The 14,137-nt window shown below is 64.4% G+C and carries 1 protein-coding gene; it reads right to left on the minus strand.

The features are described 5' to 3' along the window. Position 1 precedes the first annotated feature (1 nt). Complete coding sequence (locus tag GH769_RS12970) at positions 2–14,035, minus strand: non-ribosomal peptide synthase/polyketide synthase (RefSeq protein WP_153649779.1); 14,034 nt, start codon at positions 14,033–14,035, stop codon at positions 2–4. Positions 14,036–14,137: the final 102 nt, after the last annotated feature.

Raw genomic sequence — 14,137 nt, forward strand, 5'->3', positions numbered from 1 at the left:
TTCAAATCGCCTCTAGTTCGCTCAAAAAGTCACGAAGGTCATCAAAATCTTCCACGCTGCCGGCGCGGAAAGTGGCTGCGGCCTGCACGTAGGCGCGCAGCGATTCAGTCTGGAACAGTTCCATCAACGGTACGTCCAGGCCGAGCTCGGCCTGCACCCGCGAGGTAATCTGGATCGCCAGCAAGGAGTGGCCACCGACATCAAAGAAGTTGTCGTTCAGGCCCACTTGCGGCAGGTGCAGGATGTCGGCCCAGATCGTGGCGATCTGCTGCTCAAGCTCGGTTTGCGGGGCCAGGTACTGCTGCTGCATCTGGCTCGCATCCGGCAGCGGCAAGCCCTTGCGGTCGAGCTTGCCGTTGGGGGTCAGCGGCATCTGCGCCAGGAATACGAAGTGGCTGGGCACCATATAGTCCGGTAGGTCGGCTTTCAGGGCACGACGCAGGGTGTCACGGAACTCAACCTGGTCGGCCAGGCTGGCGTCGGCCGGTACCACATAGGCCACCAGTTGTTTGCCGGTCGGCCCCTCCTGGGCCACCACCACGGTTTCACCGACACTGGTTTGCTCACGCAAGCGCGCTTCGATTTCCCCCAGTTCGATACGGAAACCGCGGATCTTCACCTGATGGTCCACACGCCCCAGGTAATCCACCACGCCATCCGGACGCCCACGGGTCAGGTCGCCGCTGCGATACACGCGACTGCCAGGCTTGCCGAACGGGTCCGGCACGAAGCGTTCGGCGGTTAACGCCGGACGCTCCAGATAACCCCGGGCCACGCCCTCGCCGCCCAGGTACAACTCGCCGGCCACGCCGATAGGTTGCAGGTTCAGTTGCGCGTCCAAGACATAACCGCTGCGGTTACCCAACAAGGTGCCGATGGGCGCGTAGACGGCGCCGCAAGGGTCGCCCTTGCGTGCCTTCCACAACAGCGGTGTGACCACGGTTTCCGTCGGACCATAGCCGTTGAACAGGTACTTGGGTTTCAGCGCGCGCCACGCCAGGTCGTAGCTGGCTTGAGCCACGGCATCACCGCCAAAGCAGTACACCCGCACCGCCGGCGGGTTGCCGTCGCGCTCGGCATGTTCGGCCAACTGTTGCAGGTACACCGGTGGGAACACCGCCATGGTCACGTTATGGCGATGCATCTGCTCGTAGGTGTATTCCGGCAGCCACAGGCTGTCATCACGGATCAACACGCTGGCGCCGTTGATCAGCGGGTGCATCCAGCCTTCGTGGGAACCGTCGAAGGCGAAGGACATGAAGTGCAGTTCGCAATCGGCCGGTGAGGTCTCATAACGCTCGCCAGTGGCGATGATATGCGCAACCAAAGGCCCATGAGCCACCGCCACGCCCTTGGGAAAACCGGTGGAGCCGGAGGTGTAGATCACGTAGGCGAGGTTGTCGCCGTCCAGCGCCACATCCGGGGCCGTATCGCTGTAACCGGCCCATTCTTCGGTGCGATCAATCGCCAGGGTAGCCAGGCCCTCGGGAACTGGCAGTTGCTGCAGCGCCCGGCTGTGAGTCAGCAGCAGTTGCGCACGGCTGTCCTGCATCATGTACAGCAGGCGATCACGTGGGTATTCGATATCCAGCGGCACATACACGCCACCGGCTTTCATCACCGCCAGGAACGCCACCATGATCTCGGCACTGCGCGGCATGGCGATAGCCACGCGCACTTCCGGGCCGACGCCACGGGCGATCAAGGCATGGGCCAGGCGGTTGGCCTGGCGATCCAGTTCACCGTAAGTCAGGGCTTGCGCGTCGAATTTAACCGCCACTGCGTCCGGGGTTTGCCGGGCGCGATCGCCGACCAATTCGTGCACCAGGCGCTCGGCTGAAAAACCGGCGTCGGTCTGGTCCCACAGCTCAAGAATCTGCTGCTGCTCATCCTCGCCCAGCAGGCTCAATTGGCTGATGGGCTGCTGTGGGTCGACCACCATCGCCCGCAACAGGTTCTGCCAATGCCCGGCCATGCGCTCGATGGTCGCCACGGCGAACAAGTCGGTGGCATAACTCAGGGAGGCACGCAGGGCCGTCGGGCTTTCTTCCACATCCAGCGCCAGGTCGAACTGGGCCACGCCTTCGTCCAGATCCAGGACTTCGACGTGCAGGTCGGCCAGGCGATGCAGATGGCTGTCGGCAGCGCTCACACGGTGGTTGAACAACACTTGGAATAACGGGCTCAGGCTAAGGCTGCGCTCCGGTTGCAATGCCTGCACCAACTGTTCGAACGGCAGGTCCTGGTGAGCCTGGGCCTCCAGGGAACGCTGGCGCACCTGGTGCAGCAGTTGCTCGCTGCTCATTTGCCCGTGGATATCGGCCTTGAGCACTTGGGTGTTGACGAAGAAGCCGATCAACCCCTCGGTTTCCAGGCGATTGCGGTTGGCAATCGGCACGCCCACGCGCACATCTTCCTGGCCGCTGTAGCGATGCAGCAACGCTTGGTAAGACGCCAACAGCAGCATCGGCAGCGTGACGCCAGCGTGCTGCGCCAATGCGCGCAAACTGCCCAACAACTCCGGATGCAACTCGATACCCAAGCGTGCGCCGCGATGGCTTGGCTGTGCCGGGCGCGGATGGTCGAACGGCAACTCCAGCACCGGTTGCTCGCCGCTCAACTGCTCGCGCCAGTAGGCCAGTTGACGCGCCTGCTCCCCCGCCTCCATCCAACCGCGCTGCCACACGGCATAATCGCCGTACTGGATCGGCAGCGCCGGCAATTGCACGTCCTGGCCTTGGCTGTTAGCGGCATACGCCTGCACCAACTCCTCGACCATCAACTGCATCGACCAGCCGTCAGAGACGATGTGATGCTGCACCAGCACCAGCACATGGTCGTCCTCGGCCAGGCGCAGCAAGGTGACCCGCAGCAGCGGCCCATGCAGCAGGTCGAAAGGCTGGGCGACCACCTGCGCGACCCGCGCCTTGAGGCCGGCATAGTCGCTGTCGACCTGCTCGATATCGACCCGGCCCTGGGCGTCAATGACTTGAACCGCGCCGGTGGCGTCCTGACGGAAATACGTGCGCAGGCTTTCATGGCGAGCCAGCAAGCTATCAAAGCTCTCTTGCAGCGCGGTCAGGTCCAACGGCCCGTACAACCGCAAGGCGCTGGGGATGTGATACGCGGCGCCGGCCGGGTCCAGTTGCCAGAGGAACCACTGGCGCTCCTGGGCATAAGACAGCGGCAGAGGCTGCGTGCGATCGGCCTTGATCAGCGCCGGCGCGGTGACGCCCTCCTCGCCCAAGGCCTGCACGAAATCACCCAGTAGCGGCTGTTCGAACAAGGCCTTGAGTGGGACCTCCAGCGCCAGGGCCTGACGCACCCGTGACACCACCCGCGTGGCCAGCAATGAATGCCCGCCCAACTCGAAGAAATGATCGTCGAGGCCCACACGGGGCAATTCCAGTACCTCGGCCCAGATCGCCGCCACCTGCTGCTCGCGCGGGGTGACGGGCGCTACATGGCCTTTGAGCGACAGGCTGGCATCCGGTTTGGGCAGTGCCTTGCGGTCGAGCTTACCGTTGGGGGTCAGCGGCAGGCTGTCGAGGAACAGCCACTGCGCGGGCACCATGTAGTCCGGCAAGCGCTCGCGCAGCGCGGCTTTATACACCTGCGGTGCCTGCGGCGCGGTGCTGACCAGGTAAGCGATCAGCCGGTCGTTATCGGCCAGCACCACGGCTTCGCGTACGCCGTCGAACTCACGCAGGCAGGCTTCGATTTCACCCAGCTCGATACGGAAACCCCGGACCTTGACCTGATGGTCGACACGGCCGATGTATTCCACCACGCCGTGCGCCTGATAGCGTGCCAGGTCGCCGGTACGGTACAGGCGTTCGCCCGGAGCCCCAAACGGGTTGGGCACGAAGCGTTCGGCGGTCAGCGCCGGCTGCCCGTGGTAACCGCGCGCCAGGCCGACACCACCGATCAGCAGCTCACCGGACACACCTTGGGGGCATGGCGTGAGACCGGCATTGAGAATGAACAAGCCGGTATTGGCGATGGGCCGTCCAACGAACGGCAATGCCTGGTGCAAACGATGAGCCGCCGACCAGATGGTGGTTTCCGTCGGGCCATAGAGATTCCACAGCAGGCCTTGCAGGTCGAGCATGCGCTGGGCCAAATCGGCGGGCAGCGCTTCGCCACCGCACAGGCAGGCGATGCCACGCAGTGAATGAGCCCGTGGGCTGTCGAGCAACATGCGCCAGGTCGAGGGCGTGGCTTGCAGCACATTCGCCGCCTGACGCTGGGCCAGATCAAGGATCGCCTCGGGGTCGAGGGCCATTGCCTGGGTGCTCAGCAACACGGTACCGCCGACACTCAGCGGCACGTACAGCTCCAGGGCGAAGATGTCGAACGAGAAGGTGGTCAGCGACAACAGCCGCGCATCCTGGCCGATACTCAACGTGCCGGCCATGCCGCTGGTGAAGCTGCACAGCGCCTTGTGACGAACCATCACCCCTTTGGGCTTGCCAGTGGAGCCAGAGGTGTAGATCACGTAGGCCAGATGCTCCGGTGTCACGGCAACCTGGGGATTGTGCTGCGCTGTGCCGGCCTCCTCCACCATCAGCACCTGCACGCCGTGCGGCTGCGCCAGGTGCCCCAGCAGATGCGGTTGCGTCAGCAATACCCGGGCGCGGCTGTCTTCAAGCATGTAGGCCAGGCGCTCTGCCGGGAATTGCGGGTCGAGCGGCACATAGGCGCCACCGGCCTTGAGGGTCGCGAGCAAGCCGACCACCATGTCCAGGGAACGCTCCACGTGCACCGCCACCAGCACGTCCGGGCCGACGCCCATGTCGATCAGACGATGGGCCAGCCGATTGGCGCGACGGTTGAGTTCGCCGTAGCTCAGGTGCTCGTCATTGAAGTGCAGCGCGATGGCGTCGGGTTCCGCCGCGGCCTGGGCCTCAAACAACTGGTGTACGCAGCGTTCGCGTGGGTAGTCGGTGTCGCTGCGGTTCCAGTCGTGCACCATTTGCTGCGATTGCGACGGGCTGAGCATCGCCAGGTCGTCCAAGGCCACCGAGGCATCCTGCAGGACCGCGCGCAGCAGGTTTTGCCAATGCTCGGCCAAGCGCTCCACGGTCGCCACGTCAAACAGATCCGTGGCGTAAGTCAGCGAGGCCCAGAGACCGTCCACCGATTCCTCGGTTTCCAGGTTCAGGTCGAATTGCGTGCTGTGACCGGCCCAATCCACGGGCTGCAAAGCCAGGCCGGGCAATTGCACCGGGGCTGAACGCAGGCTGTCCTGATGGTTGAACATCACCTGGAACAGCGGGTTATGGCTCAGGCTGCGCTCGGGCTGCAACACTTGCACGAGCTGCTCGAACGGCAGGTCCTGATGGGCCTGCGCCTCCAGGGCACGCTGCTTGACCTGGGCCAGCAACTGGTCGAACGGCATCTGCCCGTGCACGTCAGCTTGCAGCACCTGGGTGTTGACGAAAAAGCCCAGCAGTCGCTCGGTTTCGAAGCGATTACGGTTGGCGACCGGTACGCCGACACGCACCTGTGCCTGGCCGCTGTAGCGGTGCAGCAAGGTCTGGAACGAGGCCAGCAACAGCATGAACAGCGTCACGTCCTGACGCTGGGCCAGGGCCTTGAGTTCAGTCAGCAGCGCACGCTCCAGATGAATCTGGCGGCGCGCGCCACGATGGCTCTGCACTGCGGGGCGTGGATAGTCCAGCGGCAGGTCCAGCAACGAATGCTCGCGCCCCAGACGAGCGCACCAGTAATCGAGCTGGCGTTGTTGTTCCCCAGCCGCCATCCAGTCGCGCTGCCACTGGGCGTAGTCGGCGTACTGGATCGGCAAGGCCGGCAACCCTGCGTCGCCTTGGTACAGCGCCACCCACTCGTCGATCATCACTTGCATCGACCAGCCGTCAGAGATGATGTGGTGCTGGGTGATGACCAGCACATGGTGATCAGGCGCGACGATCAGCAACTTGACGCGCATCAGCGGGCCGTTGCGCAGGTCGAACGGGCGCTGGATCTCTTCGGTGACCGCCTGCTCGATAGCGCCGACGTCGACCTTTTGTTGTTCAACCGGCACGGCCAGGCTTGGGTGGATGACTTGCACAGTGTGCTCGCCCGCCTCCACAAAGGTGGTGCGCAGCGGTTCATGGCGCTGCACCAGGGCCTCGACGGCGCGCTCCAGCGCCGCGATGTCGAGTTCACCGCGCAGGTGCAAGGCGGTGGGCACATGATAGGCCGCGCTGGTGGGATCCAATTGCCAGAGAAACCACTGCCGCTCCTGGGCAAAAGACAACGCCAGCGGCTGCTCACGGCCAACCGCCTGCATCACAGGCGCGGTATCGGCCTGCACGCCTGCGCACGCCGCTGCGAAAGCGGCCAGCGTCGGCTGCTCGAACAGGGCCCGCAACGGCACTTCCAGCTTGAGGTCGTGGCGCACCCGGGAGATCACTTGGGTGGCCAGCAAGGAGTGGCCGCCGCGTTCGAAGAAGTGATCTTCCAGGCCAACCTGCTCGACCTGCAACACTGCTTGCCAGATCGCCGCCAACTGGATTTGCAATGGACTCTGCGGCGCCACGTAGGCGGCGCTGGCCTGGTTCAGGTCGGGTGTGGGCAGCGCACGGCGGTCGAGCTTGCCGTTGTGGTTCAACGGCAAGGCATCGAGGAACACCCAATGGCCCGGCACCATGTAGTCCGGCAACGTCTGGCGCAAGCGCGCCGCCAGTGCCTGTGCCTCCAGCGCTTGGCCTTCGGCGGGCACCACGTACGCCACCAACTGCACGCCGGTCGCGCTCGGCTGCGCAAGCACGGCGGCTTCTCGCACATTTGGCAAGGCTTGTAGGTTGGCTTCGATTTCGCCCATTTCGATACGCAGGCCACGAATCTTCACTTGATGGTCGATACGCCCGACGTACTCCAGCGCACCCGCCGGGTTGTACCGGGCCAGGTCGCCACTGCGATAAAGCCGCGCACCGGGCATGGCGGAAAACGGGTCCGGCAAGAAGCGCTCGGCGGTCAGCGCCGGGCGGTCGAAATAGCGTTGCGCCAAGCCAACCTCGGCACCAATGCACAGCTCGCCCACGCCATCGGTGGCCAACAGTTCGAAACCGCTGTCGAGTACATACAGGCCGCGCCCGGCAATCGCCTGCCCGATTGGCACGCCGTAGGCGTCGTTGGCATCGGCCAATTGGCACTCATGCACGCTGGAGACCACCGTGGCTTCGGTCGGCCCGTAGGTGTTGACCAGGCGCACATTGCCCAAGCCCGCGGCGTACCACGCACGCACGCCCTCCACTGACATGGCTTCACCGCCCACATGCACCTGGCGCAGCTTGCCCAGGGAGCGACGGTGCTCGGCGCACTCTTGCGCCAACAGGTACCAGTAGGCGGCGGGCAAATCGGCCAGGGTCACGCCCTGCTCGACAATCTCTTGCGCCAGTTGCCCGGCATCCCAGAGTTCATCGCCACGCATGATCAACGCCGCGCCCGCACACAGGGGCGGGAAGCACTGTTCGACAAAACCATCGAAACTGAAGGTCGCAAACTGCAACACGCGGTCCTCGGCGCTCAGTCGGCTGTACAGCGTGGCGCTGTCACAGAACTGGCCAAGGGCGGCATGGTCGATGGCCACGCCTTTGGGCTGGCCGGTGGAGCCAGAGGTGTAGATCACATAGGCCAGGTCAGCCGCCGCCGCGTGATTAGGCGGATTGGTTGTCGGGTAGCCGGTCAGTTCGTCGCCACTGGCGCTGAAATCCACGCGGGTCAGGCCGCGGGGCAAAGGCAAGTCGGCGAGCAAGCCGGTTTCGCTGAGCAGCACGTCCAGGCGGCTGTCGGCGAGCATATAGGCCAAACGTTCTGCTGGGTATTCAGGGTCCAGCGGTACGTAGGCCGCCCCGCTTTTGAGCACTGCCAGCAGGCTGACGATCAACTGCGGGCCACGCCGCGAAGCCAGGCCCACCCGTTGGCCGGGGCCGACGCCAAGCGCCAACAAGCGATGGGCCAGGCGGTTGGCACGCTGGTTCAACTGGGCGTAGCTCAAGCTGGCATCACCGGCCTGTACAGCCAGGGCGTCTGGCGTCGCCTCGGCCTGGGCTGCAATACGCTGGTGCACGCGTTCGTTGGTCTGGGGCGCTGCGGCTGAGCGGCTCAGAGCGAGCATCTGCCGTTGCGCAGGGGCGTCGAGAAGACGCAGGTTGCCCAGCGGCATGTGAGCGTCTGCGAGCAATTGCGCCAGCAGGTGTTGCAGGTTGGCGCTCAACTGCGCCACGTGCGCCTCGCTGAACTGGGCACGGTCATAACTGAATTCCAGGCGCAGGCTGGCACCCAGTTCGATGCCCAGGGTTAACGGGTAGTGCGTGCGCTCATGGTTGTGCAGGCGACCGAAAGTCAGGCCGGCCGGCGCGCCTTGCTTGAGCGCCTCGGCGACCGGGAAGTTCTCGAACACCAGCAAGGTGTCGAACAGCGCGCCCTGCTGGCCGGCCCAGCCCTGGATGTCATAGAGCGGCACATGTTCATGGTCGCGCAGGCTGAGGTTGAGCGCTTGCAGTTCGCTGAGCCACGTCGCGGCCGACTGGGCTGGCGAGGCTGCGCTGATGATCGGCAAGGTGTTGATGAACAGGCCCAGTTGCTGCTCGATCCCCGGCAGCGGTGCGGAACGCCCGGCCACGGTGGCACCGAAGGCGACGCAGTCCTGGCCGGTGTAGCGTTGCAGCAACAGGCTCCAAGCCCCTTGCAACAGGGTATTGAGGGTGACTTTGTGCTGGCGTGCGAACTCAGCGAGGCGGCGGGTAAAGTCGCTCTCCAGTGCTACGTGATGATCAGCCATGCCCACCCCGGCTACCGGCGTGCGCAGCGCTTGCGCCAGCAGAGTCGGCGCCGGCAATGCCGCCAGGGCTGTTTTCCAGAACGCTTCGCCCGAGGACTGTTGTCGCAGCCAGGCGAGGTAATCGCGGAACTGCCCGAGCGGCGCCAGCACTGCCTGCCCCGCATAGTGAGCGATGACTTCACCGAGCAACTGCGCGTTACTCCAGCCGTCCATGAGGATGTGGTGGCTGGTGAAGATAAAGTGCCAGGCCGCACCAGCACCGCGCACCAGCGTCAGGCGAAATAGCGGCGCGGCATTCAGGGCAAAACCGCGTTCGCGTTCGGCCTGGGCCAGCGTGTCGAAATCGGCGTCGGGGTCTTCGATCACTTGCAGTTGCAGGTCGACCTGACGCTGGATCAACTGATGAGCACTGTCCAGGCCCAGCCAATGGAAGCTGCTGCGCAGGATGTCGTGACGATCCAGTGCGGCCTGCCAGGCACGTCCGAAGGCGAGCAAATCAAGGCCCTCGATGTCGAGGCGCAACTGGTTGATATAGGCCTGTGCCTCGGGTTCCAACAGGGTGTGGAACAGCATGCCTTGCTGCATCGGCGACAGCGGATAAAGGTCGGCAATCGCCGGCCCGGCCACGGGCAAGGCATCCAGTTGCTGCTGGGTGAGGCGTGCCAGCGGGAAATCCGAGGGGCTCACCTGGCCTGCCGGCGTGGCACAGCAATGCTCGATCAACGCCTTGAGTTCGGCTGCGTACTCATCCGCCAACCGCTGCACAGTCGCCGCCTCGAACATCTCCCGACTGAACCCCCATTGCAACGACAGCTCGCCGCCATACACCTGACCTTCCAGCGTCAGCCAGTTGGCCAGCGGCGCCTCTGGATCCTGGGCCTGGCCACTGCCCTGACTGGCCGGCACGAACAGTGCCGACTCGTTGAACTGACGGTCGAACTGGCCCAGGTAGTTGAACGTGATGCGCGGCGCGGTAAGGTTCGCCAGGCTTTCCTGCGCGTGTGGCGCGCCCAGGTAGCGCAACAGGCCGTAACCCAGGCCTTTGTCGGGCACGGCGCGCAGTTGTTCCTTGACCGCTTTGATCGCCTCGGGCAACTCGCCTTCGGCATGCAGGCGCACCGGGTACAGGCTGGTGAACCAGCCGACGGTGCGACTCAGGTCGATGTCGTCGAAGAGGTCTTCGCGACCATGGCCTTCCAATTGAATGAGCGCAGCAGGTTGCTCGCTCCAACGGCTGATCACCCGCGCCAGGGCGGTCAACAGCAGGTCGTTGACCTGGGTGCGATAGGCCGCTGGCGCGTCTTGCAGCAGTCGGCGGGTGTGCTCGACGTCGAGGCGTGTTTCCAGCTTGGCACCCAGGCGGTTTTGCAGGCCGCCTTCGGGGTGATCACACGGCAGTTCGGCGTCGATGGATTGGGCTTGCCAGTACGACAGTTGCTCCTCGACGGTCTGCGCGTGGCGGTGCAGCTGTTGCGCCCAGCGCTGGTAGGCACTGGTTTTTGCCGGCAGCACCTGTTCTCGGTAAGCCTGTTGCAGGTCTTCAAGCAGGATGCGCCAAGACACGCCATCCACCACCAAGTGATGGATCACCAGCAGCAAACGTTGGCTGCCATCGGCCCAATTCACCAACGCGGCGCGCAGCAGCGGGCCTTGGGCAAGGTCAAGGCTGCGCTGGGCTTCATCACACAACACCGCCAGTTCAGCGTCGGTGCTGGCCTGGCATTGCCACAACAGCGATTCGCTGACATCGGCGGCATGGCTCTGCTGCCAGCCGTCAGCCTGCTGCACAAAGCGCAAGCGCAGAGCGTCGTGATGCTGGATCAACCGCGCCAGCGCTGCCTCCAGCCGTGCAGGCTCAAGCACCTCACCGGGCACCAGCAACAAGGATTGATTCCAGTGATGCCGCGCCGGGATCGGTTGGGCGAAAAAACTGTGTTGCACGGGCGTCAGCATCACCTCGCCACTGACCGGGCCCTGGTCGATCAGGCTGACCTGCTCGAAGCGCGCCACCAGCGCCAGGCTGCGGATGCTCTGGTACTGGAACAGGTCACGCGGGCTCAGGCGAATGCCGGCCTGACGGGCGCGGCTAACCACCTGGATGGAGATGATCGAATCGCCGCCCAGCTCGAAGAAGTTATCGTCCTGGCCGACCTGCTCAACGCCCAGCACGTCGCTCCAGATGGCGGCCAGGGCTGTTTGCAGGTCGCCTTGGGGGGCGACAAATGCCTGCGGCTGAGCCGCATCCGGCGCTGGCAACGCCTTGCGGTCGAGCTTGCCGTTGGCGGTCACCGGCAGCTTGGGCAGCGCAATGAAATGCGTCGGCACCATGTATTCCGGCAAGCTGCCGAGCAACCAGGCCTTGAGGTCCGTTGGCGCCTCGCCTGCGTGCACCAGATAGGCGATCAACGGCTTGCCGCCCTGTACCAGTACCACGGCTTCGCGCACGTGTGGATGCTGCATCAGGCGTGCTTCGATTTCGCCCAGCTCGATACGCAAGCCGCGCAATTTGACCTGATGATCGAGGCGGCCGAGGTATTCGATCACCCCATCGGCGCGTTGGCGCACGCGGTCACCGGTGCGATACAGGCGCTCGCCCGTCACGAACGGGCTGGGCACGAAACGTTCGGCAGTCAACGCCGGGCGTCGGTGGTAACTGCGCGCCAGGCCAACGCCGCCCAGGTAGAGTTCGCCACTGACACCGGCCGGCACCGGGTTGAGTTGCGCGTCCAGCACGTAGGTGCCGAGGTTGGCGATGGGGCGGCCGATGGGCACGCTGTCGGCGCCTTCGTCGATGCAGGTCCAGTGCGTGACGTCGATGGCCGCCTCGGTCGGGCCATAGAGGTTGTACAGCGCCGCAGCGGGCAACTTGGCGAACACTTGCTGTTGCGCATCCAGGGGCAAGGCTTCGCCGCTGCAGACGATGCGCGTAAGGCTTGCGCACGCCTGTACGCCCGGCTCATGGATAAACGCCTGCAACATCGACGGCACGAAGTGCAAGGTGGTAATGGCGTGCCGACCAATGGTGTCGATCAGGCGCGCCGGTTCACGGTGTTCGCCAGGCGCCGCGACCACCAGGCGGGCGCCGGTCATCAGTGGCCAGAAGAACTCCCACACCGACACGTCGAAGCTGAACGGGGTTTTCTGCAACACCGCGTCGTTGGCACCCAGGCCATACGCCTGTTGCATCCAGCTCAAGCGGTTGACCACGGCGCGATGGCTATTGCCGGCGCCTTTGGGCTTGCCGGTGGAGCCCGAGGTGTAGATCACGTAGGCCAGGTTAAGGGCATTCAAGGCCACGTTCGGCGATTCGCGGCTGTAGCCGTCGAGCCATAGCGCCGGCTGGTCCAAGGCAATCAACTGGATACCGGCGACGGGCAGCGACGCCAGCAGGCTCTGCTGGCTGAGCAGCAGTTGTATGCCGCTGTCTTCGATCATGTAGGCCAGGCGTTCCTGGGGATACTCAGGGTCGAGAGGCACGTAGGCGCCACCGGCCTTGAGAATCGCCAGCAGGCCAACCACCATTTCGATGGAGCGCTCGATGCAGATACCCACCAGCACGTCGGGCCCCACGCCCTGCTCGCCCAGGGCATGGGCCAACTGGTTGGCGCGCGCATCCAGTTGGGCGTAGGTCAAGGTGGTGGTACCGAACACCAGTGCCGGTGCATCGGGGCTGCGCCGCGCCTGGTCTTCGATCAGGTGATGAATCCCGCGCTCGGTCGGGTACGCCTCGGTGGTCTGGTTCCAGCTGTGGACCAGCCGTTGCTGTTCAGCCGCGTCAAGCATGGGCAATTCGCCAATGCGCTGTTCGCCATCGAGCACCATGGCTTGCAGCAGGCGGGTCCAGTGCCGGGCCATGCGCTCGATGGTGGGCGTATCGAACAAGTCATTGGCGTAGGTCAGCGCGGCATGCAGGGTGCCGGACTTTTCATAGGTGTCCAGGGTCAGGTCGAACTGGGTGGTGCGGCCTTGCCATTCCACCAGGGCCAATTCCAGCCCCGATGCGGTGCTGACCGAGGCGATGTCGGCGACGACCGGCTGATGGTTATACATCACCTGGAACAGCGGCGTGTGGCTCAGGCTGCGCTCGATTTTCAGCGCTTCCACCAGCCGTTCGAAGGGCAACTCCTGATGGGCCTGGGCGCCCAGAGCATGCTCCTTGATACCTTGCAGCAACTCGGCAACCCGGGTTTGCCCGGTCAGTTCGGTGCGCAACACCTGGGTGTTGACGAAGAACCCGATCAGCCCCTCGACTTCGGTGCGATTGCGATTGGCAATCGGCACACCGACGCGGATGTCGCCCTGGCCGGTATAGCGGTGCAACAGCACATTGAAGGCACCGAGCAGCAGCATGAACAGGGTGACGTTATGTTTTTGCGCGCAGCTGCGCAGTTGCGCGGCCAGTGCCGGCTCAATCGCGAAGTTATGCCGCGTGCCCTGGTAGCTGGGCATGGCCGGGCGCGGGTGGTCGGTGGGCAGCTCCAGAACCGGATGTTCATCGCCCAGGCGAGCCTGCCAATATTCCAATTGGCGCGCCTGCTCGCCCGCTTCCAGCCAGCGGCGCTGCCACAGGGCGTAATCACTGTACTGGATGGGCAGCGCTGGCAGTTGGGGCGCTTCGTTGCGCTCATGGGCGTCATAGCAACGGATGAATTCGTCGATCAGCACGTTCATCGACCAACCGTCGGAGACGATGTGGTGCAGGGTCAGCAGCAGCACGTGTTCCTGCTCGGCAAGCTTGAGCAGTTGTACGCGCAGCAATGGGCCGTGTTCCAGGTCGAACGGCAACAGCGATTGACGGGTGGCGGCGGCGTTGACGGCCTGCTCACGCGCATCAAAGGCCAAGGCGGTGAAGTCCAGGTGCTCGACGGTCACCGACGGCTCCACCGCCACCTGCGCCAGCCGCTCATCAGCCTGACGCTGGAACACCGTGCGCAGGGTTTCGTGACGCGCCACCAGGCTGGCGAACGCTTGCTCCAGCGCTGGCAGGCTCAGCGCCCCCCTCAAGCGCACTGCGCCAGGCAAATTGTAGGCGCCGCTGGCCGGGTCCAACTGCCATAGAAACCACATGCGCTGCTGCGCGTAGGACAGCGCCTGGCGGTCCTCCACCTCCACCCCTGCCGGAATCGGAAACCTTGAAAAATCCACGCCTTCTTTCTGCAAGGCTTGCAGGAACAGTTGGCGTTTTTCCAGAGGCAGCCCGATAAACCGGCGAGCAAGTTTCAAGGAGTCTTCAGCATTCATTTCTTGGAATCCGGGGCAATAGGCGGGAAGCACAAAGGCACGTCGTCCCTATAAAACGAACCGGGCGGGGAAAAATTAGCGGGGGAATGGGGGGCGCCGCAC

Origin of the sequence: Pseudomonas sp. CFSAN084952 (assembly GCF_009648855.1) — a bacterium.
Lineage (GTDB): Bacteria > Pseudomonadota > Gammaproteobacteria > Pseudomonadales > Pseudomonadaceae > Aquipseudomonas > Aquipseudomonas paracarnis.

What these genes read in the sequence shown, in the direction of transcription:
- GH769_RS12970 (WP_153649779.1), bottom strand. Translation starts at nt 14,035, where the DNA reads ATGAATGCTGAAGACTCCTTGAAACTTGCTCGCCGGTTTATCGGGCTG.